Source organism: Dactylosporangium sp. NPDC000521, assembly GCF_042898305.1.
In the GTDB taxonomy this organism is placed as follows: Bacteria; Actinomycetota; Actinomycetes; order Mycobacteriales; family Micromonosporaceae; genus Dactylosporangium.
Genome location: NZ_JBIAYW010000048.1, coordinates 1 through 23,409, shown reverse-complemented (window position 1 = coordinate 23,409; position 23,409 = coordinate 1). Strand labels below are relative to the sequence as shown.

The window sequence follows — 23,409 nt, the reverse complement described above, 5'->3', positions numbered from 1 at the left end:
GCCAGCAGAGATGGCAGGGATCTGCCTGGAAAACAGGTCAATCCTGACCGAACATGATCAGAACCACACGAAGGCAACGGTACCACCCGTGGGCGTCCGGCCAGCGTCTCGATCCGAGACACCGGACGTAGGCGTACCGACTTCAACTGCTGATACGACCCCCAGCGGCGAAGATGACTCCGCCGCTGGCCTCCACCGAGACGAAACAGAACCAGTCCAGGCGGAACCCGTCGGTGGCCACCGCGTGCGGAACCTCGCGCTGAGTTCGACCATGTCCGCAATGCGACGAGGTGCTGGTGCGACGGCCCGCGTCGCCGAGATTTTCGGCCAGGTATCGCTCGGCCACCGACTCCATCACATCCGCCGAGGGACGGGGCGACCAGTGCTCTTGACGAAACCAATACAGCGAGCACCCTGAGCGGTGGGAGCCGGCGCCTCCTCGTACCGTGGACCGGGCGAGGACCGTCGGAAGAGGGCGCATGGGGACGACTGATGACGCCGGGGCACTGGACGAGTACGCGGTGCCGGCGGTGGTGCAGACGCCGGCGAAACGCGCGCCGCGCGGCGGCCCGCTGGTCAGGTGGCTGCTGCGGCACCGGGTGCAGCCGGTGGGCCCGGCGGCGGGGGAGGCGCACGCCGAGCAGCACGCCTGGTGGAAGGTGATGTGCCTGACCGGCGTCGACTACTTCTCCAGCCTCGCCTACGTGCCCGCGATCGCCGCGACGGCCGCTGGTGCGATGTCCCCGCTCGCCACGCTGCTGATCGTCGCGCTGACGCTGTTCGGGATGCTGCCGATGTACCGGCGGGTGGCCAAGGAGAGCCCGCACGGCGCCGGGTCGGTGTCGATGCTGGAGCAGCTGCTGCCGTTCTGGCGCGGCAAGATCTTCGTGCTGGTCCTGCTCGGGTTCGTCGCCACGTCGTGGCTCATCACGATCACCCTGTCCGCGGCTGACGCGAGCCTGCACGTGCTGGAGAACCCGCACGCCCCAGGGCTCCTGCACGACCACGCGGTAGCTCTCACTGTCATCTTGCTGCTGGTCCTCGGCGGGGTGTTCCTGCTCGGGTTCAGCGAGGCGGTCAGCGTCGCCATCCCGCTCGTTGCGGTGTTCCTCGCCCTCAACGCGGTCATCGTCGCCGTCGGCGTGGTCGAGGTGGTCACCACGCCCGGCGCGTTCTCCACCTGGACCACCGCGCTGACCGCCGGCGGCACCGGCTTCACCGACCTCGCGCTGCCGGCGGTGCTGGCGTTCCCGCTGCTCGTGCTCGGGCTGTCCGGTTTCGAGACCGGCGTGAGCATGATGCCGCTCGTCGCCGCCGAGGGTGAGGACCCGCAGGAGCTGCTGGAGTCCCGCATCCGCAACGCCCGGAAGCTGCTGACCGTGGCCGCCGCGATCATGAGCGTGTACCTGCTGGCCAGCGGCTTCGTCACCACCGTGCTCATCCCGCCGGCCGAGTTCGCCGAAGGCGGCCAGGCGAACGGCCGGGCGCTGGCCTGGCTCGCGCATGAGCACCTGGGTGAGGTCTTCGGCACTGTGTACGACCTCAGCACCGTGCTCATCCTGTGGTTCGCCGGCGCGTCGGCGATGGCGGGCCTGGTCAACATCGTGCCCCGGTACCTGCCGGGCTACGGCATGGCGCCGGAATGGGGCCGGGCGGTGCGCCCGGTGGTGCTCGTCTACACCGCGATCAGCGTCGCCATCACGATCGCGTTCGGTGCCGACGTCGACGCGCAGGCCGGCGCGTACGCCACCGGCATCCTCGCCATGATGGTCTCCGGCGCCTTCGCCGTCACCGTGTCCGCGTTCCGGCAGCGGCACAGGGCGGCCGGCGCCGGCTTCGGCCTGCTGACCGCCGTGCTCGCCTACGCCCTCGCCGAGAACATCCGCGACAAGCCCGACGGCCTGGCCATCTCCGGGCTGTTCATCGCCGGCATCATCGCCGTGTCGCTGATCTCCCGGGTGTCGCGCACGACGGAGCTGCGCGCGGACCGCATCGAGTTCGACGACACCGCCCGCCGCTTCATCACCGAAACCCTCGAGTTCGACGGCCAGATCAACCTGATCGCCAACCGCCCCGGCACCGGCGACGCGGCCGAGTACGCGGAGAAGGAGCGCGAACAGCGCGGCGAGAACGCCGTCCCCGGCTCCGCCGACGTCATCTTCCTCGAGGTCACGGTCGTCGACCCGTCGAGCTTCAGCGACACCCTCACCGTCCGCGGTGCCGAGGTCGGCGGCCACCGGGTCCTGCGCGCCGAGGCCCCGGCGGCGCCGAACGCCATCGCCGCGATCCTGCTCGCCCTGCGCGACACCACCGGCGTCCGGCCGCACTGCTACTTCGCCTGGGCCGAGGGCAGCCCCCTGGTCCACATGGTCCGCTACTTCCTGCTCGGCCGCGGCGACACCGCCCCCGTCACCCGCGAGATCATCCGCGAACAGGAACCCGACCCGCAGCGCCGCCCAGGCATCCACGTCGGCGCCTGACCTCGGATGTCTTCTCACGGTTGTCAGAAGACGCTGTTCGGCGCCGGTCCGGTTGGTTCGCAGGTGCGCCGCAGCACCGACAGGCTGTGTCTGGGAAGCCCTCACTGAGACCCCACTGAGCCACGCACCGGAGGGCTGCGCCGCCGACGTGCTCAAAGGTTGCGCCAGACCCGGATACCACTACAGTGCTAATCTCCGCCGCAACCACCCAGACGCTATTGTTCCCGCTGCCTCGATGGGTGCGTGCCGTTCCAGGACGCGAAGTGCGCCGCTGTGGGGAACCGGTCGATGTCACCGACGTCGCCGAGCAGCCGGGCCGCTCCGGACGGGCCGATGCCGTTGAGCTCGGTGAGGCGGCTGCCGGCCGCGGTGACGAACTCGCGCAGCTGCTTGTCCGCGGATCGGATCTTCGCGTCGATGGTGGTGAGCTCGTCGATGAGCTCGCGAGCGAGCTGGTGACGGGTCTGCGCCACGATGCCGACCGGCTCCGGGGCGGTGCGCAGCAGGTAGCTGGCCTGGCCACGAGTGAGGAACTTCTTCGCCCCGCCGGGCACGAGCTCAAGCAGCAGGTGGTGGATCCGGCTGACGGTCTCGGTGCGGGCGCGGCCCAGCTCGTCGCGACGGTCGATCAGCAGGCGCAGCACGACCGCCGTGTCATCGGCCTGGACCCGGCGCAGTCCAGGGCTGCGCAGGCCGGCCACGGCAACGCTGTGCGCGTCGACCGGGTCGGTCTTGCGGCCCTGCCCGGTGTCGAACACCCGCACTCGCGCTGACAGCTTGGCGGGCACGTCAATGACGGTCTCGCCGTCAGCGACCAGGCGCTGGGCGAGGTGCCGGCCGATGCCGGCGCAGCCCTCCACCGCCCACGTCCGCTCCGCGAACCGGCGGCCGGCCTCGAGCATCCGTGCGTAGCCGCCGGTGTCCGTGCCGTACCGGCCCCTTCGCCAATACCTGTTCGCGTTCGTCGATCACCTCGATCGTGGCTGACCGCTTGTGCGGGTCCATCCCGATCACCACACGACTCATCCGCTACGCCTCCTCGCTCGTACACTGTGGACGATTGGCGAGGAGGGCAACGCCACTTCGAGCTGGGCAAACCCCTCTTGAGCCACTCCCGGCCACGGTGACCAGCGGGCGCAGGCCAAATGAGAGTCACACCCATGAGCTGTGGACAGCCGATGATGAGAGCAACCCGCTGATCACCTCGACCCAGCCTGGCCGGGCTGAGGTCGTAGATCAACGTAAACAAGTAGCCGATGTGCGTGCACTGGATCTTGTCGGGGAGGCCCCGAACCGGTCCTCGCGTGGCGGGTGGTGAGGGCCGGCCCGGGCTTGCGGACATGCCGTGAGTGGATGCCGCCCGTTGACCGGGCCGGGCTGCGGGAGGCAGACGGGACCACGTACGCGTGCCGTTGGACGATGTTCTGCGCTTTGCGGAGGCTTCGGCACGACACGCCGACCGTGCCCAGCTGAGCCACGGAGGCTCGGGCCTGTGGATCAGTCCACGGGCTGCATGTGCCGAACCGGCCGGTGTGGCAGTAGCGCGTCGGTGAGCGTGGAGGTCAGCCAGCCGGCGTAGTCGTCGATGGACCAGCCGCAGGTGGTGGTCAGTCGTTCGAAGACCTCGATCGACGTCAGCGCGAAGATGATGTCGGCCGCGTGGTCGGCGTCGACGCCGGGTCGCAGAGCGCCGGCTGCGGCGAGCATGTCGGCTGGGCCGCGAGTCCCGATGCGGCGCTGGGCTTCCGACTCCTGCAGTAGTGAACCCAGGCCGCCGGCCGCCGCGCGCAGCACCGCATGCACCGGGGCGATGCGTTCGGCCATGGTGGCCACCATTCTGGCGTAGAGCTGCAGTTTGCGCGCCGGGTCAGGCTCGGCGATGATCGCCGCCACGGCTGGCCGCTCGCTCATCGCGACCGGCGCGGCGTCGCCGGCCAGGGTCGTGTCGTAGACCAGTTTTGCCAGGCCTGCTTTTCCTCCGGGGCAGGCGGCGTAGAGCGTCTGGACCGCAACTCCGGCCGCGGCAGCCACGTCGCCCATGGTGGTGTCGGCGTAACCGCGGGCGAGCATGAGCTCCCGGGCGGCGTCGGCTATCCGCTGGCGCGTGCCGTCGGACTGCTCGCGGCGGAGTTCGCTCTCGTAGCGGCGTTTGGGCTTGTCGGTCATCGGACACCATGTTGCCAGAATTTTCAGTTGAAGACATTCTATTCAATAGAATCCGATCTAATCGAGTGGAGTTCGGTCGTGCGTACCTGGTCGTTCGAGGTCGTGCGTGCCCTGGCAACGGCGCTCGTCGCGCTGTATGCCGGTGGCGTCTTCTTCGTGGTCATCGCGCCGAGCGTGACCCGCCTACCCGCCGACGCCTACACGCGCTGGTGGCAAGCCATGAACACCGATATGAGCCGGGCCATGCCACCGATGTTGCTGACCTGCGTGGGCCTGCTCACCCTCACCGCAGTGCTGGGTTACGGCCGCTCGAAGCCGGCCTTCGTCGCGGCGGTCGTGGCGATCCTGCTCATCGTTGTCACCATCGGGCTGACCGTAAGCCAGCTGGAGCCGCTCAACGCCATCGGCGACACTTGGAACCCGGACGCTCCACCAGCCGACTGGGCCGAGGTCCGCAGCCGCTGGCAGCGACTGCACCTGGTGCGTACCTTCCTCGCCCTGCTGACCCTCGCAACCCTCCTGGCTGCCCACGTCGTGGAGCGGGCGGCGACGCCGTCAAGCGCCACACCGAACCCGAACCCGAGCCGGTCAGCCGAGCTGACCGCATCTCAGACGAAGGTGTAGTCCGAAACTCACAGGTTCCTAAGGGAGAAGCAAGGATTGAGGACGTGGCGCTGCCCCGCTGACGCGCGCCGTCGCCCGGGCCGGTTGTGTTGGCGCGGACGAGGGATCGCCGTCTTGCTGGCAGCGGGCGGAGTGGCTGAGGCCTTCGGACGGTGCGCCGAACCAAGGGCAGGGTGGCGCCGGGAGATGAGCCGACCGTGGCGATCTTGGCATCCGGAGTGGCCGCGAGCCGGCCGCGCCGTCGGCCCTGCTCCGCCTTGCCGAGCGGTACCTGACGTTCCTCGTCGCGGCCCAGGCACCCGACGGCGCGTTCCGCAACCGGCTGGGACCGGACCGGCGGTGGCAGGACGAGCCGGCGGCCGGCGACTGGTGGAGACGGGCGATGTGGGGGCTCGGCACCGCGGCCGCCCGCAGCCCGCTGTCGTCGATGCGCGCGACCGCGCTGCGGTGCTTCGAGACCGGTGCGCACCGGCGCACCCGCTGGCCGCGGGCGATGGCGTCGCGGCGCTCGGCGCCGCCGAGCTCCTCGACGTCCGGCCGGACCACCGCGCCGCCCGGTGGCTGCTGCACGATGCGGTGGTCACGATCGGCCCGGTGCCGCTGGACCCGGCCTGACCGTGGCCGGAGCGTCGCCTCGCCTACGCCAACGCCGCCATGGCGGAGACCCTGATCGCGGCCGGCGGCGACGCGTGCTCCGACGGGCTGCGCATGCCCGGCTGGCTGCTGGAGCGGGAGACCTACGACGGGCACCTGTCGTGCATGCCGGTCGGGCATGCGGGCCCGCTCGACGCGGCTCCCGGCTTCGACCAGCAGCCGATCGAGGCGGCCGCGATGGCCGACGCCTGCGCCCGCGCGATGACCGTCAGCACCGACCCCCGCTGGGAGCGGGGCCTGGCGTCGGCGATCGACTGGTTCCTCGGTGCCAACGACCGCGGCCTGCCGCTGCACGACCCGTCGACCGGCGGCGGCTGCGATGGGCTGACCGCCTCCGGTCGCAACGAGAACCAGGCCGCGAGTCGACGCTCGCGCTGCTGTCGGTGTTGCAGCACGCGCAGCGGTTGGAGCCCGCCGCCGCGCCCGCGCTCGCTGGCCACCGATCGGGACCCGGCCGCCGGCTGGGCCCGTGCCCCACCTTCGACGAATGAGAGAAGGTCACGATGGCGAGCAGATCCGCGCACAAAGGAAGACCGCAGGAAGGAAGGCCGGACGCTGAAGGAGAAGCGGGCCGCGAAGAAGGCCAAGCGCACCGCCGAGACCAACTCGCCGATCCCGCCGGTCGGCCGGTGACGTCGTTGCCGGCCGGCCGCACGGGCCGGCCGGCGACAAAAGGTGACCGTGGTCATGGGGTACGGAGCCGGTCCGGCGTAGGGTTGGGCTGCGGCCCGTTCTGATGCGGCCGCGCGTGGCCCGGGCGACTACTCCTTCTCGCCTTCACCCGCCGCCGTGCGGCGCAGGTCCGGAGGTCCGCCCAGATGCAGGTCGTGCAGTTCAAGCCCAGGTCCGGACTCCGGCCCGATCCGACGGGTCCGGCCGACGCGCAGCCGGTCGGTGCGGTGCCGGTCGACGCGACGATCCACCCGATCGGGGCCCGGGCCGTGGTCCACGCGCTGCTGGCCGCTGCCGGCACGGCTGGGTTCGCGCCCTCGATCCTCGACACGCAGCCGTGGCGTTGGCGGCTCATCGGTGACACCCTGGCCCTGTACCTCGACCGCGGCCGCATCGACGACGTCGACGCCGACGGCCGCCTGGCAATCCTCAGCTGCGGGGCGGCCCTCCACCACGCCCGGGTCGCGCTCGAGGCGGAGGGCTGGCGGCTCACGACGCACCGCAGGACGGACCCCGCCGACCCCGATCGGCTCGCGTCGCTGCGGCTCGAGGAGCGCTCGCCGGCCGATCCGGAGGACGCACCGCTGCTCGGCAGCATCCCCGTGCGCCGCACCGACCGGTCGCCGGTCACCGGCGCGCCGATCGCGGCCGCGCAGCTCAAGGCCGTCACCGCCGCGGTCCGGGCCGAGGAGACGTCGTTGCACGTGCTGTACCCGGACGAGGTCGTCGATCTCGCCAGGGTCGCCGCTGGCGCCCGGCCGGCCGTGTCCGGATCCGGGGACCGTTCGACCGGTCCCGGGCCGGCGGGGCTCGCCGACGACCGCGGCGCCACGTTCGCGCTGCTGTACGGCCACACCGACGAGCCCGAGGACTGGCTGCGCGCGGGCGAGGCGTTGTCCGCCGGCTGGCTGACCGCAACCGCCGCGGGCGTCTCGGTCCTACCGCTGAGTGCGGCGGTCGAGGGGACCGCCACCCGCCAGGCGGTCCAGATCATGATCGGCTGCGTCGGCTACCCGTACCTCCTGCTGCGCCTCGGCCGCGCCACTGTGCGGCCGGCCGGCCCGCGCCGCGCCCCACTTGCCCAGGTGATCGACCGGCACTGACGCCGCCCGGGCCGTGGCCAGGATCGCCGTTCGGCGTGACCTGGATTGGCCACGGGTGTCGTCCGCCCCACCGGTTGGCTACCGCGAGGGCAGCGCCGTCGCCAGGATCGCCGCGGCGTGGAGGGAGTTGGCCGGATCGGCGGCCTTGTCCAGGGCGAGCCGCGCGGCGGCGGCAGGGGCGTCGGGCGGGACGATCAGAATATTGATCTGGTCGCCGGCCTCGGTGATGACGGCCAGCAGTCCGGGGTCGGCACTGCTGAACCACCGGATCTGCACGGTGCCCGACGCCACCAGGAACCGGTCGAAGGACGGATCCCAGGTGTGGCTGCTGAGCATCATCTGACGGAGCGGTCCGTAGCGCTCCACGAGTTCGGTGACCAGCCCGGGCAGCTCGGCCGCCGGATCCCAGGAGTGCGGCCACCAACCCCCGTTGAGCACGGTGCGGGGCGAGCGCTCAGGGGAGAGCGCCAGCCGGGGCTGGGTGGAGGAGCCGAACGCGGTGAACGTGACGCCTCGACCGTTGGTGACCATGGCCGGCCCTTCTGCCGAAACGCAAGAATACTTCGGGGCAGGCGTACCAGGCCCGTACACCTAGTCTACGCCCGTTTCCAGGCTCGGTCGCGTCCCGTCGCGGCCGGTGCCGGGCCGCCGGCCGGGCAGCCGTCGCCGAAGATCTTGTCTGCACGGCCGTCCGTGGCGATGCCCGGCGAGTAGGCTGGCGGAGCGCTGGACGTACCGATGAGTGCAGTTCGTCGCAGCCGCGCCGCCCGTGCCGTCCGGGTCGTCGCCTTCCGTCCGGGCCTGGTCCCCGCCCGTCCATCGCCGTGGCGGGCATCAATCCTTCGTTCGTGACACGGACGGGAACGCCTGAGGGAGTGCAACGCATGGAGTTCGACGTCACGATCGAGAGCCCCAAGGGCACCCGCAACAAGTACGAGATGGACCGCCCGACCGGCCGGATGCGGCTGGACCGCACCCTGTTCACCGCTACCCAGTACCCGGAGGACTACGGCTTCATCGAGGACACGCTCGGCGAGGACACCGACCCACTGGACGCGCTCGTGCTGGTGCGGGAGCCCACGTTTCCGGGCTGCCAGATCCGCTGCCGGGCGATCGGCATGTTCCGGATGCGCGACGTCAAAGGCGCGGACCCGAAGGTGCTCTGCGTCCCGGTCGCCGACCCGCGTCTCGGGCACCTGATCGACCTGCCCGACCTGGAGCCCTTCCACAGGCTGGAGATCCAGCACTTCTTCGAGGTCTACCAGGCGCTGGAGCCGGGCAAGAGCCTCGACACCGAGCGCGGCGTCTGGACCGGCCGGGCCGAGGCCGAGGCCGAGGTCACCCGGTCCCGCGCCCGGGCCGGCGGGATTCCGGCGGACCACCGGCGCGACCTGCTCGCCGGGGGCCTGACCGGCGAGCGCCTGGACAACGAGATCTCCGCCGCTGCAACCCCCGAAAGGACACGAACATGGTCACCACCGCCGAGCGCGCCGTCACTGTGCCGTCCGGTCCCCCGTCCACTCCGAGACTGGTCCTCGCCCCGGCCCGCGTGAACCGGGCCGTCCTCGACGGCGGATGGTGGCCGCGGTCCCGGGATCCGGTCGCCGAACTGCCCGGGCTCGTCGTCGCCCTCGCCGCCCGCTATGGGTCGATCCGCCGGTTCATGCTCAACCGCGGCAGCTGGGACGTCGAGTTCCGCCGGTTGGCGGTGGGTGACCAGGTTGTGCGGGCGGGTTGGTTCGCCAGCGTGGACCCGGCTGTCCTGATCGCACCACGGACCGCGGTGACCAGGTCGACCTGCTCGTGATGCCGCCGGACACGCCCACCGACGTCGCCGAGTCGGCGATGGCCGCGGCCGCCGATCCGGCCAACGACCTGCGCGCCGGCACTGCTCGCGCCGCAGTCGGCGGCCTCCGCCGCCCCTCAGGGTGGCGACGCCGCGCGCTGAGCGGTGCTCAGCTGGCCTCCCGGGCCGCTGGTGCGACCGCGGCGGGCGGGGCCGTCCGGCCGGGCGGTGGCACGCGCAGCGCGAGCAGCGCCGTGTCGTCGCTCGTCCACCCGCCGTGGTGCGCGTCCAGGGTCGTGGCGATGTGCTGGACCGTGGCCGCGGCGTCGAGGTCGCGGCTGGCCGCCAGGGTGCGGGCGAGGGCGGCCTCGTCGAACATCGGCCGGTCGGGCGCGGGCCCGTCCGGATCCGGGCGGGCCTCGCAGGCGCCGTCGGTGTAGTGCAGCATCAGGTCGCCGGGGGATAGACGGAACCGGACGTCGACCAGGTACACGTCGTCGAACACGCCGAGCAGGGTGCCCGAGACACCCACCTGCTGCACCCGGCCGTCGGCGCGACGGATCAGCGCGGGCGGGTGTCCGGCCAGGCACAATCGGCCGGTCAGGCCGCCGGCGGTGGCCCGGAACGTGACCTGCACGGCGGTCAGGTACCGCGCGGCGCGCTGGGCGAGCATCGCGCTGGTGAGCCGGCCCAGGACCACGGCCGGGGACAGGTGCTCGACGGCGTCGGCGCGCAACGTGTACCGGGCCAGCGCGGTCACTTTCGCCGCCTCTGTGCCCTTGCCCGCGACATCCTCCATGACCGCGGTCCACCAGCGCCCGCGGTCCTGGAACAGGTCGTAGAAGTCGCCGATCACGTCGATCTCACCGGCGACCGGCAGGTACCGGGCGGCGGCGTCGAGCCCGGGCACCGGCCGCAGCAGCGGCGGCAGTAGGCTGCGCGGGTCGGCCTCGGCGTCCTGCACCACGAACGGGCCGTTCCCGGTCACCGCGAAGTAGCAGAAGCTGTCGCCGACCGCGTTCTGCCACGCCTCGACGCCGCCGTACGGCAGGTGCGGCACCGACTTCCAATACGTGCGGGTCTCGCCGACCAGGGTGATCGCGGAGATCGCGCAGCCGGTCACCGATGCCGCGAGCCCGGTCAGGTCGTCGAACACGCGCTCCGGACCGGTGCCGATCAGGCCGCTGGCCGCCAGCGCCGCCAGGCGGGCGAGGTCGGACAGCACCATCGGCGAACCGGCCGCTCTGGTCTCGTCCGGCCGCTGCCGCAGCGCTCGCATCCAATCGCTCGGGGCGGTTCGGCCGTGCCGATCGCGGAGCATCCGGAATGCGGGTTCGTGGCCGTGGCGCGACGGATCTCCGCCACCGTAGCAGCCATGCTCGCCGTCAGAACGATCCGGTGCGTGTCTCGCTGTATGGGGCGAGCCGCGCACCGACCACGTGCTTGAAGTTCAGCAGCAGTGTGGAGACCAGTTCGTCACCGAACCGCGAGACGGTCAACGGATGCACGGTCTCCTCCGTCATCCAGGCGGTGAGCTGCTCGATGGTGACCTCGGTGCCGTGCACCCGCAGCAGGAGCTCCTTGTCGCGGCCCACGGTGAGCAGGTACAGCAGGCAGGTCGGAGACTCGATGGTCATTGCGCACATCCCTTCGACGGACCGTGGCGGCGCGACCGTCCACAATGGACGTCGAATGAGCCTGATGCGACGGTAGTGACCGGCCAGCCAGCTCATCGATACAGGTGAGCGCGTGACCCGATGCCCGGCGGTCCGGCGCCCGCTGAGCATTCGCAGCAGCCGCATGATGCACACAGTGCCCCGGCAGCGCGACGATCAGGACACCGAAGCCCGCCACCAGCGGCAGCGGATACTGCCATCCTACGCCGCTCCGGCCTCGCGGGCCCAGGAGCCGCCGGGCGCGGACCGGCGGGCGCTGGGCGGGTCGCCTGCGGGCGAGGTACCGTTCCAGGTGCGGCCCAGGACCCCGGCGGCACTGCTTCATCCTGCCGTCGATCGTCGATCGGGAAGTCGTCATCATGCCGGTCCAGTCGTCTCCCGCCGGTGTTGCTACGCCGTTGCGCGCCGGCAGCCAACACGCACATCTGTCCCGCCGGGTGAAACAGGCGAGCCTGCTCGAGCGGCGTCCCGGCTATACGGCGTCCGCATCGCGGTCATCGGCTCCGCCTTCGTGGCGACGTGAGCCGCTTTCGTCATCGTCGGCCCGTCGTGGTGGCAGATCTACACGGCGGTGGTGCTCGCCGTGCTGTTCACCCAGATCGGGTTCCTCGGCCACGACGCGGGCCACCGGCAGATCTTCCGGTCCCGGCGCGCCAACGACGTGACGCTCGAGGCGGTGAGCCTGCACCTGAACAGTGTGGTGGCCCTGTTCGGGCGCCGGATGAAGCGTCGGCTGGCCGAGGTCGCGCTGCTCGGTTTGCACGCGGCGCTGTACCTGTCGGCAGTGTTCCTTGTCCTCAGCCCACTGCGGGGCGTCGCGTTCATCGCAGTGCACAGGCGCTGTTCGGCGTCTACCTGGGCTCCGCGTTCGCCCCGAACCACAAGGGCATGCCGATCCTGCCCGCCGGCAGCACGCTGGACTTCTTCCACCGCCAGGTGCTGACCTCCCGCAACGTGCGCGGCAACGTGCTCGTGGACGTCACGCTCGGCGGACTCAGCTACCAGATCGAGCATCACCTGTTCCCGAGCATGCCACGGCCCAATCTGCGCCGGGCCCAGGTCCTCGTCCGCGAGTTCTGTCACGAGTACGGCGTCGAATACACCGAGACGACACTCTGGCGGTCCTGGCGTGAGGTCGTGCGGCACCTCGACACCGTCGGCGGCGCGCCCCGCCCCGCCTGAGCGCGTCCGCCGGTCGGCTCCGCCGGGGTGCGGTAGGTCGAACCTTCCACGACGCCCGCTGTACCGTCCGAATGGTTCGCTTCGAGGGACGTGACCACTGCATGGGTACTGCCGTGGTTGAGGTGCTGGGGCGGCTCTGCATCGACGCGACGCGGGCGCTGTCGGCCTCCGGGGCGGGTGTCAGCGTGATCACCGACGGCGGCGTGCACGGCATGGCCGTGTCGTCGGACGCCGGCGCCGCCCAGATCGAGGACCTGCAGAGTAAGCTTCGCCGACCACCGGCGATGTTCCACCGAACCGCATGCCTACCAGCACCGACGAGGCTCCTGACAGCTGATCGGCAGTCGTCGTCATCACGCGGCTGCGCCGATGTCGATGGCTGTCGGGTCAAGCCGCGGTGGTGACGCGCAACGGTCGGCCGACATTGTGGAGGTGGTACAGGGCCTGAACGTAGGAGCGTCGCAGGGTGGTCTCGCAGTACGACACGTCGTGCTGCTGGCAGAACGACCGCACGAGGGGCTGGGCCCGGCGCAGGTTCGGTCGGGGCATGCTCGGGAACAGGTGGTGCTCGATCTGGTAGTTCAGGCCGCCGAGGGCGAAGTCGACGAGCCGGCCGCCGCGGACGTTGCGGGCGGTGAGTACCTGCCGGCGCAGGAAGTCGGTCCGGTCGTCGGTGGCGTTGATCGGCATGCCCTTGTGGTTGGGTGCGAACGAGCATCCCAGATACAGGCCGAACAGCGCCTGCTGCGCGACGATGAACACGACCGCCTTGAGCGGGGAGAGCACCAGCAGGACCGCAGTCAGGTAGCCGGCCGCGTGCAGGCCGAGCATCAGCACCTCCCACCAGCGGCGGCGCAGCCCACGGCCGATCAGCGCATGGACGCTGGACACATGGAGTTGTACCGCCTCCAGCAGCAGCAGCGGGAAGAACAGATAGCGCTGATGACGGGCGATGAACCGGGTCACCGGGCCCCGTTTGGCGCGGGCCTGCCGCGTGGTGAACGCCAGCGCACCGATGTCGAGGTCGGGGTCTTTGTCTTCCTGGTTGGGGTGGGCGTGATGGCGCTGGTGCTTGTCGACCCACCAGCCGTAGCTCAGTCCGATGGCCAGGTTGGCGTGCAGCATGCCGACGAGGTCGTTGGCCCGTTTCGAGCGGAAGATCTGCCGGTGCCCGGCGTCGTGACCGAGGAACCCGATCTGGGTGAATATCACGGCGAGGGACGCGGCAACCGTGAGCTGCCACCATGTGTCGCCCAGCACGGCGAAGACGGCCCACGCTCCGACGAAAAGACCGCCGGTCACCGCGATCTTCGTCAGGTAGTAGCCGTGTCGCCGCCGCAGCAGGCCGGCTACCTTGACCAGGTGTAACAGGTCGGCATAGTCGCTGCCAGGTGCCGCGACACGTTGTATGGCATCGCCGCGACGAGGTTGGTTGGTCGATGCCGCGGATGTTGTCATGGTGGACCTTTCAAGTGCGCATCGTGATCGTGCCGATGATGCGGCGCCCGGGCCCGGAGCGGACCGTTGCTGCTCGACCTTCACCACACCAGGCGGCGGCGGCCCGGCAGGCGCGGACCGTCGTCGATATCGACGACCGCCCGCCGGCGTTTCGACACCACAACGGTCGCGCCGCCGCTCCCGCAACACCGCCGCTGAAACGATGGCCGGCACATGTGGTTGCTACCCGGCGCGGACGGCCTCAACCGTACGTCCGCGGTCGTGGCCGACAGTTTGACCATTGCGGGCGGTGAGTGCCGTGGGGTGACCGCGCGTCTCAGTGGCGACAACATCGGCCTGTCGCAGGCCGGCCTCGAACAACTCCACCGCCCGCATCCGCCGTTCCCGCAACGCCGTCACATCACGGCCAGGACCACGACGCGGGCTCGTCGACCGCACAACCTCAGGCATGACCACGATCACCTTGTCCACCAGCGGCATCGACCCGCGACGACTCGGCCCGTCGTCCTCTGCTCCAGCGCATCGCTTTGGCGAGCCGCTGGGACCGCTCACTCAATCGACGTCTGTAGGCGCAGCGTCAAACCGCCCGGAGTCGATGTCAGTCGGGAACATGATGCACAGTGACGTCCCGCGATCTGCCGGGCGTGCGATCTGCAGGCGTCCGCCGTGTGCCTCCACCCAGTCGGTGAGGCCTGCGAGGGCCGTGCCGAGGGCCGAGCTGGCTCCCCCGACATCATTGTCGCGGACCGAGACCACGAGGAACTCGTGCTCGGTCGCGTGGTCGATGGTGACGTCCACATTGATCGAGAAGTCGTGTGTGTCCTCGGCCGCGTTCGCGAGCACCTCGCTCACGGCGTCATACGCGGCCACCTCGACGCTGTGGGGCAGCCGACGCTCGGGACCCGGGCTGATCGTGACCGGGACGGCCGAGCGTCGCGCGAGCGCCTTGAGCGCAGGCATGAGCCCGGCCTGGGTGAGGATGGCCGGGTGGATGGCGCGTGTGATCTCTTGCAGGACCGCGAAGACGTCTGTCAGTCCGTGGATCGTGTGGCAGAGCCGCGACTTGAGTTCGTCGAGTTCGTCCGGCACCAACGCCTCCGCCGCACGAAGCTCCAGGCCGAGTGATACCAGACGCTGCTGGACGACGTCGTGCACCTGGTGTTCGAAGCGGCGGCGGCCCTCCTCGACGCCACGGACGATCCGGGCGCGTGCCGCGCCGCTCTCGATGTTCGCCACCGCCGTGGCCACGCCGCCGGCGAACTGCGCCAGCCGCTCCTCGGCGCCGGGTGGCGGCGGCTCCCGGCGGGACCACAGCACCACGAGCGAGCCCCACAGGCGGCCACCCACCGTGATCGGCGCGGCGACCGAGGAGTTGAAGCCTTCGCTGCGCACCAGGTCGGCGAGAACACCGGGACGATTGTCATAGCAGTCCACCCTGGCCGGGCGGGACGTTCGCAGCACCAGTTCTGTGACGTCGCCTTCGACATGGAATCGCCGGCCCAGCCAGGTTTCGGTGTCGGGTTTGGCGTACCCGGCGAGGATAGTGGCGGTGCCAGCGGTGTCATAGCGCATCAGCCTGGTGGCGTCAGCATCCAGCAGCGCGGCGGTCTCTGCAACGACCCCGGCGACCACATCGGCCGGGGGCGCACCAGACGCGACGAGCACCGCCACCCGCCGCAGACCCGCCTGTTCCGTCGTGAGGTCATACAGTTCGTCGCGGCTCGTCCGCAGGGACTCGGCCATCGCCTTGTACTCGATCGCGACTGCCAACAGCGTAGCGACCTGGGGTACCACGCGTTCGCGGAGGCGCCGCAGGGTCGGCTCGGGCAGGTCGGCGGGGACGAGGAGCGTTCCGGAGTGCGAGCGGTACCGCAACGGGAACGCAACCCGGCGCTCGTCGCCTGGGACGCTGTCAATCTCGATCGTCGCGAACGGCAGCCCCAGCGCCCACGCCAGACGGCGCGAAACCTCCGGCAGTGCTGAGCGAACGTCACCCGCGGCCAACATCGGACGTCTCAACGCCGCAAGGACGTCCGACTCGTGGCCTGCCTCCATCAGCAGCCACCTTCTCCGACTAGACGTACGTAGGCGCACTCATAACTGATGCTATGCCGGGCTGCCGGTCGCCAACGAAGGACGCAGTGGGCGTGCCCCCGGCGACACCAGCAATCAGACTGCTCGGGCACCACGCAACCATCAAGACCTCATCCTCACCGCAGCGCGACTCGGCATCGGTGTCGCCACTGTCGCGGTCGACACGGCAACGTCACCAAGAAGAGGCATCTGCTGGCTGCCCAGAACGGTCGGTTCGACTTTTTGAAGACTCAAGGTAGGGTTGCGGATGAAATCGAGTTCCGCCAGAACGCCGACACCATGGCATTGCGAGAACGGGCCGTACAGCTGCTCGAGGCCTGCCAAAACGACAAGAACGCAGTGGTGTACCGCTGGCGCAGCTGAACTCACCGCCGACACCGACGCCGTTCCAGTCGGACGGCCCGCGGCCCCGTGCCCACCTTTGGCAGCGTCGTAGACCGCGATGCGGTCGACCTGCTGTGGGACTGGATGCGACAGCATCCAACGCTCCGACGCGGCGGACAGGTTCACGGTGACGGCGGTGGGGGAACCGGCACCAAGGACGCCGGTCCAGTGCCCGTGCTCGCCGATCACGGTTTCGACCAGGCTGTCATCGGGCTCCGTCACCTCCACATGCTCGGCCGTGACCAGAGCTGAGCCGGCCAGCAGGGCCAGCAGGCGCCCGAAGACGGCCCGAGGAACGTGTGGATTGGTTGACTCCAGCCAGATGTAGCAGTCGTCGTGTCCGGAGTGCCACAGGCAACAGCCTGGAAGGGCCGGCAGTGCCACAGCCTCGTTGGGCTCTTACCTAGCAGCCTAGGACGCTCTCGCCTATGTGAGCGCCGCCCTTGGCGGTGGTGTTGGAGGCATCCGAGTACGAACAGACGGCGGCGAGTATGACTTGACAGCGACGGTGTGGCTGTCGACAACAACGCCACCGACGTTGGCGAGACCGGCTCCGCCGCACCACTTGATTGCGTGTCAACGGGTCGCTCGCAAGTCAGATTCCGTCAGGGCGACGCAACGGTTTCAGCAGTTCAGGAGCTCGCGAGACGCGCATCGGTGTGACTCGGTCTTGTGCGTGGATCGGTGCGCAGCTCTTGAACTCCTTGACATTGCCGGAAGTGGATTTATGGCGCTGCGGGCGCTGTTGGCGGTCAGCTCGATGCGCGGCAGTTCCACTTCGGCGCGCAGGCCTGTATCGCGCCAATATTTGTCGCGTGGTCTGTGACCTGGGTGTTCGCCGATCTGGTCTGGTCAGGCTGCTCGTTGGTATTGGTTGATCACGCCGCCGAGGATTTGTCGTCGTCGAACAGGTGCATCGATGGCGACGAGTGTGTCTGGGTTGTGGTTGGGTGGATGCTGGTCGAGGCTCTGGTGTGGACGGTGGTCGTTGAAGTGGCGCTCGTACTCGCCGACCACGGCACGGGCGTGTCGCTCGTCGTATACCAGTACCCGGTCGGTACGTTCGGCCCGCACGCCGCGGACGAACCGTTCCGCGTAGCAGTTCGCCCGAGGAGTCCTCGGCGGAGTTCTGACCACTTCGACCCCGTCGGCGGCGAACACCGCGTCGAAGGTTCCTGCGAACTTGGCGTCACGGTCACGGATCAGGAACCGAAACGCGGTGATCCGATCGCCGAGGTCCATGACCAGATTGCGGGCCTGCTGGCTGGTCCAGGCAGCGGTCGGATGCGCGGTGACGCCGAGGATGTGCACCCGCCGCGTGCTGATCTCCATGACAAAAGCAGCACGTACAACCGCCGCAATGTGATGGTGTCGATGTGGAAGAAGTCGGTCGCCAGCAGCCCGGACGCCTGGGCCCGCAGGAACGTCCGCCAACTGGTGTCGATTTCACGCGGGGCAGGCCCGACCCGGGAACCGGCGAGGATGCGGCGGATGGTGCCGGCGCCGACCCGGTGACCGAGCCCGACGAGCTCACCCTGGATCCGGCGATGCCCCCATCCCGGGTTCTCCCTGGCCAGCCGCAGGACCAGGTCACGGACGTCGTCGCTGATCCGTGGTCGTCCCGGCTGGTTCGGGTAGGTCCAGTGCCGGCGGACCAGCCAGCGGTGCCAGGCCAGCAGCGTGGCCGGGGTGACGATCCGATGCTTCCACAGCTCCCGTGGCAGCGTCCGGACCAGCGCGGACAACACCGCACGTTCCGGCCACGACAGGCGCGGCCGACCGACCTGGCGGCGCAGCACCGCCACCTCATGGCGCAATACCATCCGCTCCGCGGCCATCGCCGACTCGCTCCGCACGGGCTGCGGCAGCCAGCCGAACACCCGCACCAACACGCCCGCCGTCCTCCATCAGCATCACGGAACAGCAGCTCACGCCATGTGCGACGAGTATTGGCACGGTACAGGTCGACCCGCGAGTCGTGACTCGAGTCCCACCGCATCTGCGGCATGTCTTCTCAACGGCCGCCCTCCGACAGGGGCATCGGATGCGAAGTGGCGCAGGAAGGGCCTCACCAACTGGCACCGGTCGGTCCGTCTCGACGCGCCTGCGACCCAGCAGGCCGCCGCGCCGTCCAGGACGACAGGCGAGCTTCGGACAGCCCGGCAGCATTCAGCGATTGACCGCCACAAACTGGTGACGGGCCTGCGATCACTGCTTCGCAGCGAGACGCCGCTACCGGGCGCTCGTCCGCCACATTCAGCGAAGCGCGACGAGGCCGCCGTGATCGTCGGCCGGCAGGTCGGCGCCGGCGACCGCGACGACCTCCAGGTGCTGCAGGTCGACACGGCCTGAAACGACGGTCATGAACGCGGTGTCGGCGGCGTCGCGGCCGGTGGCGATGCGGACGAGGGATTGGCGGGGGGCCAACCGGGTGGCGTCCCACACCTGCCAACAGCCGTCGATCTCGGTCTCGACCACGGCATGGAAGTCCATCGGCGACAGGCCCGGGGCGTACACAGAGGCGATCCGCGCCGGCACGCCGGCGGCCCGGCACAACGCGGCCACGAGATGGGCGAAGTCGCGGCACACACCGCGCGCGTCCAGCAGCGTGTCCACCGCGTCCGTGCCGGGCCCGCTGGTCCCGGCGGCGTAGGTGATCCGTCGCCAGACGTGGTCGCAGATCGCCTCGACACGCGGCCGGGCGGCGGGAATGTCGCCGAAGGTGGCCCGGGTGAAGCCGGCAAGGCGGTCGGACGGGCAGTAGCGGCTGGGGCGCAGCGCCTCCACCCGGGCCTCGGCCGTCACCGCGTCCGGGGTCACAGCGCCGGTAGTCACCGTCGCCTCGTAGCTGACAGTCCCGGTCCCGGGCTCGAGGTGGACCAGATACTGGCGACCGCCGACCGGGCCGGCAAGTTCCTGCGTCGGCATGGGAACGCTGTTGCTGACCGCTTCGAGACGCTCGCTGAGCACGGTGCCGGGCCGGCGGGCCGGCGCCGCCTGGAGGACGACAGTGGCCGGTGTGGCCACCTCCAGGACGAGCGAGCATCCGACCTGGTCCGCCGCTGAACTTGAGCTCATGGTCCTCTTTCTGGTCGTGGCTGTCGCAACGGCGCCGTTCAGCTCGTGCAGTGGTGCGCACGTCCGTGACGGACTTCGCTGCGGCGCTGGTGCGTGTGGCGGGCGTGGGCGGCAGGAAGCAGGAGTGCGTCGTCGACCGACAATCCAATGGCCCCGAAGGTCGACCTGAAATGCTTCGACCAGGGCGGCGTCGTCGGAGGCGCCGATCTGCCATGAACACCGCCACACCGCAGGCGCCGCATCCTCACGACCGATCCCGGCCCGATGCCCGGGGCATGGGCGTCGGCTGACTGGCGGCTCTACCGTGCACCGCCGCCGAGCGGCTCGTGCGCGGCAGCGGCGGCCGCCGCGAGCACCGCCGGGGCGCGCAGCCGGTTGGCCGGGTCCGCGGCGGCCACCATCGCGCCGTGTGCGACGGCCTCAGGCGCGTCCGGCGGCACCACGAGCAGGTCGATCTGGTCGCCGCGGTCGGTGGTGGCGATGAGCACTTCGGGATCGACCGCGCTGAACCATCCGATGCGGATCTCGTGCCCGTCCACCCCGAGCCGGGGAAACCGGCGGTCCCAGGCGGCACTGGACAACATCAGCCGGCGGATGCGGCCGTAGCGCTCCTGCAACGCCACCACGAGGTCCGGAAGCTCGGCCGCGGCGTCGAGCGAGCGGGGCCACCAGCCTCCGTCCAGGATGGCCCGGGTGGCGCGCACCGCGGAGAGTGAGAGCCTCGGACCGGCGGACGGCTGCGATGCGGGGAACGGCGAGGACGGCATGCTGTACCTCTTTCAACGTGCATGGAAGTGACGTCTCGGCGCCGACGTTCGGGCGATACAGGGTGCGTTTCGGACGCTGTCGAGGTGGCGTGGCACGCTCGGCGTCCGGGTCGGTGAGGCCGGTGCACCCTGGCCCGCGTCCGCCGAAGGTCCCGGAACATCCGACCGAAGACCCACCGCCCCGCCAGAGCACCGAAACCGACGACGTCGGTGGACCACAAACGCGACAAGACCAGCAAGGGCCGACAGCAGACGCCCAAGGTCAGCGATCAAGCTCAGTGTTGGACGCCCGCTTGGCCTTCTTGTCGGCCCGCTTCTCCTTCAGCGTCCTGCTTTCCTTCTTGCGGTCTTCCTTGTGTGCGGATCTGCTCGTCATGATGACCTTCTCTCATTCGTCGAAGGTGGGAAACGAGCCCGGCTGGCGGCCGGCGAGCACGGGACCGTCGGCGGCGTCCAGCCGCTGCCCGTGCTGCAACGCGGACAGCAGCGCAAGCGTCGACTCGGCGCCCTGGTTCTCGTTGCGGCCGGAGGCGGTCAGCCCGTCGCGGCCGCCGCCGGTCGAGGGGTCGTGCAGCGGCAGGCCGTTGTCGTTGGCGCCGAGGAACCAGTCGACCGCCGACGCCAGGCCCCGCTCCCAGCGAGGGTCGGCGCTGACGGTCATCGCGCGGGCGCATGCGTCGGCCATCGCGGCGGCCTCGATCGGCTGCTGGTCGAAGGCCGGGGTCCTGTCGTGCGGGCCGGCACCGCCGACCGGTGTGCAGGACAGGTGGCCGGCGCGGGTCTCCCGATCCAGCAGCCAGGCGAGCATGCGCAGGCCGTCGGCCGACGCGTCACCACCGGCCGCGATCAGGGTCTCCGCCAGGGCCGCATTGGCGTAGGTGAGGCGGGGCTCCGGCCACGGCCAGACCGGATCCGTCGGCACGGCGCCGATCGTGACCACCGCGTCGTGCAGCAGCCAACGGGCGGCGGAGTGATCCGGCCGGACACGGAGAATCTCGGCGGCGCCGAGCGCCGCGAACGCCATCGCCCGCGGCCAGCGGGTGCGCCGGTGCGCGCCGTTCTCGAAGCACCACAGCGCCGTCTCGCGCATCGACGGCAGCGGGCTGCGGGCGGCCGCCGTGCCGAGGCCCCACAGCGCCCGGCCCCACCAGTCGCCGTCCGACGGCTCGTCCTGCCATCGCCCGTCCGCCCGTCGCCGGTTGCGGAACGCGCCGTCGGGTGCCTGCGCCTCGACGACGAACGCCAGGTACCGCTCGGCGAGGTGGAGCAGGTCCGTCGGTGCGGCCGGCTCGCGGCAGATGACCAGCAGGCCGCGGGCGACGTCGTCGACGCAGTATCCGTGCGATGTCCTCGGTGTGCTGTGCTCGGCATGTTCGAACAGGCCCACGTCGTCACTGAGCCGGTGCAGGTGTGCGAACGACGGCGTCGGACGGCGGATGCTCACGGCAGCACCGGTGCGGTGCGTGGACACCCCACCGGGACGGTCACCGCGGACGGCCGGAACCCAGGGACGAAATCGGACATGACCCACCTTCCACTGGCGGGTGCGGCGCCGACCGGCGAGCGCAGAAGCGAACACGGCGCTGGTCATTCGGTGCTGGCACCATGCGACGGCAACCTTGCTGTCGCTCGGGCGTCGATCGATATGACGGATCAACTGACCCCACCGTACACGCCTGCCCGGCGAGCGCCACCCGACGCCGGCGGAGCACCGGACCGGCGCTCGTCGATCCGGTGCGCACGTCCATTGTGGACGGTCGAACGGGCGGGCGTGCTACGGTGGGCCCGTTGACCTGCCTCGACAAATGCTCCAGGTCAACGGCGACGGATCTGTCGCCATCATGGTGCACGCACCGAATGACCAGCGCCGGCTCAGCCTTCTGCGCTCGCCGGTCGGCGCCGCACCCGCCACGAAGGGTGGGCCTCACATGCACACGATGCACCGCAACCGCCGCTGCAGCCGTCCCCGGTCGGCAGGCCGTCGGCAATGACGATCTCCTACGGGTTCCTGAGCACGTATCCGCCGACCCAGTGCGGTCTGGCGACCTTCACGGCCTCCCTGCTGCGCGCACTCACCACATCCGCGCCGGGGGGCCGCGCGGGCGTCGTGCGAGTGGTGGAGTCGCCCACCTACCTGGACCGTCCCGAGGTGATCGCACAGCTGGCGCTGCACTCCCAGGCAAGCGAGGAGCCGGCCGCCGCCGCGCTCGACCGGCACGACGTCGTGATCGTCCAGCACGAGTACGGGATCTACGGCGGAGCCGACGGCGTGGACCTGCTGCCCTTGCTGCGTCGGCTGCGGAGCCCCGTGATCGTGGTGCTGCACACCGTGCTGGGCCGGCCCAGCACGCACCAGAAGCTGGTGCTCGAACAGGTGGTCGCGCTGGCCGGCGCCGCGGTCGTGATGACCGAGGCGGCCCGGACGCTGCTGCTCGCGGAGTACGACGTGGCCCCGGACAAGATCACCGTCATCCCGTACGGTACGCCGGAGGGCCGGCCGCCGCGGCGGCTCGAACCGTCCGACCGGCCCGTGATCCTGACCTGGGGCCTGCTCGGCCCCGGCAAGGGCATCGAGTGGGCGATCTCCGGGCTGCGGGCGGTCCGCCACCTGGTGCCGCGGCCGCAGTACGTGATCGCCGGCCGGACGCATCCCAAGGTGCTCACCGAGCAGGGCGAGGCATACCGCCTGAAGCTGTACGCGAGGGTCCGCGCGCTCGGTCTCGCGGGTCTGGTCACATTCGAGCGCGCCTACCTCGAACAGGACCGGCTCGACCGGCTCATCGAACGCGCGGACGTCGTGCTGCTGCCCTACGACTCAGCCGACCAGGCCACCTCGGGGGTGCTCGTCGAGGCGTTGGCGGCATACAAGCCCGTCATCGCCACCACCTTTCCGCACGCCGTGGAGACGCTCAGCAGCGGCGCCGGCGTACTCGTGCCGCACCGGGACGGCCCGGCCATCGGCGCGGCCCTCAAGCGGGTGCTCACCGAGCCCGGCCTCGCCGCCGGCATGCACGGGGAGGCCAAGCGCATCGCCCAGCACAGCGGCTGGCCCGTCGTCGCCCAGCGCTACCGCAGCCTGGCGGCGATGCTGCTGAGCCGGATGCCGGTGCCCCTGTGACCGCGTCACGGGCACCGGCGATCGACCCCGAGGGGACAAGCGAGCCGTCAGAGCTTGTCGGCGACGAGCGCTTCGGTGGTGAGGAAGAGCGCCGCGATCGAGGCGGCGTTCTGCAGGGCGGAGCGGGTGACCTTGGCCGGGTCGATGATGCCCTCGGCCAGAAGGTT

General features: G+C 70.5%; 21 protein-coding genes and 2 pseudogenes. 10 read left to right on the top strand and 13 right to left on the bottom strand.

Annotated elements, in window-relative coordinates; translation table 11 throughout:
• Positions 1-142 precede the first annotated feature (142 nt).
• Positions 143-346, bottom strand: a complete 204-nt coding sequence (locus ACFY3L_RS54140; RefSeq protein WP_389343719.1) for a hypothetical protein — start codon at positions 344-346, stop codon at positions 143-145.
• A gap of 133 nt (positions 347-479) precedes the next feature.
• On the opposite strand from ACFY3L_RS54140, the gene ACFY3L_RS54135 reads away from it, so the two are divergent.
• Positions 480-2,480, top strand: a complete 2,001-nt coding sequence (locus ACFY3L_RS54135; protein WP_389343716.1) for an amino acid transporter — start codon at positions 480-482, stop codon at positions 2,478-2,480.
• Positions 2,481-2,695: 215 nt separating this feature from the next.
• Here the strand turns inward: ACFY3L_RS54135 and ACFY3L_RS54130 are convergent, their stop codons facing one another.
• A complete protein-coding gene (locus tag ACFY3L_RS54130) occupies positions 2,696-3,382 on the bottom strand; it encodes a transposase (protein ID WP_389343713.1) in 687 nt (228 codons plus the stop codon).
• Positions 3,383-3,977: 595 nt separating this feature from the next.
• Positions 3,978-4,646, bottom strand: coding sequence for a TetR/AcrR family transcriptional regulator (locus tag ACFY3L_RS54125; RefSeq protein ID WP_389343710.1), 669 nt, complete (start codon positions 4,644-4,646; stop codon positions 3,978-3,980).
• A 27-nt stretch (positions 4,647-4,673) separates the two neighbouring features.
• Between ACFY3L_RS54125 and ACFY3L_RS54120 the strand changes: the two genes are divergently transcribed.
• From ACFY3L_RS54120 to ACFY3L_RS54105, 4 genes are all read left to right on the top strand, one after another.
• Positions 4,674-5,270, top strand: a complete 597-nt coding sequence (locus tag ACFY3L_RS54120; RefSeq protein ID WP_389343707.1) for an anthrone oxygenase family protein — start codon at positions 4,674-4,676, stop codon at positions 5,268-5,270.
• A 447-nt stretch (positions 5,271-5,717) separates the two neighbouring features.
• The gene (locus ACFY3L_RS54115) at positions 5,718-5,885 is read left to right on the top strand and encodes a hypothetical protein (protein ID WP_389343704.1); all 168 of its coding nucleotides are present in this window, start codon (positions 5,718-5,720) and stop codon (positions 5,883-5,885) included.
• Between the two features lie 39 nt (positions 5,886-5,924).
• Complete coding sequence (locus ACFY3L_RS54110; RefSeq protein WP_389343701.1) at positions 5,925-6,557, top strand: hypothetical protein; 633 nt, start codon at positions 5,925-5,927, stop codon at positions 6,555-6,557.
• A 185-nt stretch (positions 6,558-6,742) separates the two neighbouring features.
• On the top strand, positions 6,743-7,699 hold the full coding sequence (locus ACFY3L_RS54105; protein ID WP_389343698.1) for a nitroreductase: 957 nt from the start codon (positions 6,743-6,745) through the stop codon (positions 7,697-7,699).
• A 78-nt stretch (positions 7,700-7,777) separates the two neighbouring features.
• Here the strand turns inward: ACFY3L_RS54105 and ACFY3L_RS54100 are convergent, their stop codons facing one another.
• On the bottom strand, positions 7,778-8,230 hold the full coding sequence (locus ACFY3L_RS54100; protein ID WP_389343695.1) for a DUF5994 family protein: 453 nt from the start codon (positions 8,228-8,230) through the stop codon (positions 7,778-7,780).
• A 353-nt stretch (positions 8,231-8,583) separates the two neighbouring features.
• Between ACFY3L_RS54100 and ACFY3L_RS54095 the strand changes: the two are divergent.
• A pseudogene (locus ACFY3L_RS54095) lies at positions 8,584-9,057 on the top strand (inorganic diphosphatase); the annotation flags it as partial.
• A gap of 191 nt (positions 9,058-9,248) precedes the next feature.
• Positions 9,249-9,506 carry a DUF5994 family protein gene (locus tag ACFY3L_RS54090; protein WP_389343692.1) on the top strand — a complete coding sequence of 86 codons (258 nt, stop codon included), beginning with the start codon at positions 9,249-9,251 and terminating at the stop codon, positions 9,504-9,506.
• Between the two features lie 148 nt (positions 9,507-9,654).
• On the opposite strand, the gene ACFY3L_RS54085 is transcribed toward ACFY3L_RS54090, so the two are convergent.
• Positions 9,655-10,764, bottom strand: a complete 1,110-nt coding sequence (locus ACFY3L_RS54085; RefSeq protein ID WP_389343689.1) for a PP2C family protein-serine/threonine phosphatase — start codon at positions 10,762-10,764, stop codon at positions 9,655-9,657.
• Between the two features lie 106 nt (positions 10,765-10,870).
• On the bottom strand, positions 10,871-11,122 hold the full coding sequence (locus tag ACFY3L_RS54080) for a hypothetical protein (protein ID WP_389343686.1): 252 nt from the start codon (positions 11,120-11,122) through the stop codon (positions 10,871-10,873).
• Positions 11,123-11,520: 398 nt separating this feature from the next.
• Here ACFY3L_RS54080 and ACFY3L_RS54075 point away from each other — a divergent pair.
• Positions 11,521-12,343: pseudogene (locus tag ACFY3L_RS54075) on the top strand (fatty acid desaturase family protein).
• Positions 12,344-12,414: 71 nt separating this feature from the next.
• The gene (locus ACFY3L_RS54070) at positions 12,415-12,747 is read left to right on the top strand and encodes a hypothetical protein (RefSeq protein WP_389343683.1); all 333 of its coding nucleotides are present in this window, start codon (positions 12,415-12,417) and stop codon (positions 12,745-12,747) included.
• Here the strand turns inward: ACFY3L_RS54070 and ACFY3L_RS54065 are convergent.
• The 7 genes from ACFY3L_RS54065 to ACFY3L_RS54035 form a co-directional block, all read right to left on the bottom strand.
• A complete protein-coding gene (locus ACFY3L_RS54065; RefSeq protein ID WP_389343680.1) occupies positions 12,731-13,801 on the bottom strand; it encodes a fatty acid desaturase family protein in 1,071 nt (356 codons plus the stop codon). The genes ACFY3L_RS54070 and ACFY3L_RS54065 overlap by 17 nt on opposite strands.
• A gap of 552 nt (positions 13,802-14,353) precedes the next feature.
• Positions 14,354-15,856: a GAF domain-containing sensor histidine kinase gene (locus ACFY3L_RS54060; protein WP_389343677.1), complete on the bottom strand. Its 1,503-nt coding sequence runs from the start codon at positions 15,854-15,856 to the stop codon at positions 14,354-14,356.
• A gap of 141 nt (positions 15,857-15,997) precedes the next feature.
• Entirely contained in the window at positions 15,998-16,501 is a 504-nt protein-coding gene (locus tag ACFY3L_RS54055; RefSeq protein ID WP_389343674.1) for a hypothetical protein, read from the bottom strand.
• Between the two features lie 630 nt (positions 16,502-17,131).
• Positions 17,132-17,611 (bottom strand): integrase core domain-containing protein, encoded by a 480-nt coding sequence (locus tag ACFY3L_RS54050; RefSeq protein WP_389343671.1) that lies wholly within the window; start codon positions 17,609-17,611, stop codon positions 17,132-17,134.
• Positions 17,612-18,535: 924 nt separating this feature from the next.
• The gene (locus ACFY3L_RS54045) at positions 18,536-19,357 is read right to left on the bottom strand and encodes a transglutaminase family protein (RefSeq protein WP_389343668.1); all 822 of its coding nucleotides are present in this window, start codon (positions 19,355-19,357) and stop codon (positions 18,536-18,538) included.
• Positions 19,358-19,656: 299 nt separating this feature from the next.
• Entirely contained in the window at positions 19,657-20,124 is a 468-nt protein-coding gene (locus ACFY3L_RS54040; RefSeq protein ID WP_389343665.1) for a DUF5994 family protein, read from the bottom strand.
• 388 nt (positions 20,125-20,512) lie between these two features.
• Positions 20,513-21,568: a glycosyltransferase gene (locus tag ACFY3L_RS54035; protein WP_389343662.1), complete on the bottom strand. Its 1,056-nt coding sequence runs from the start codon at positions 21,566-21,568 to the stop codon at positions 20,513-20,515.
• Between the two features lie 543 nt (positions 21,569-22,111).
• Here ACFY3L_RS54035 and ACFY3L_RS54030 point away from each other — a divergent pair.
• Positions 22,112-23,242, top strand: coding sequence for a glycosyltransferase (locus ACFY3L_RS54030; RefSeq protein ID WP_389343659.1), 1,131 nt, complete (start codon positions 22,112-22,114; stop codon positions 23,240-23,242).
• Positions 23,243-23,409: the final 167 nt, after the last annotated feature.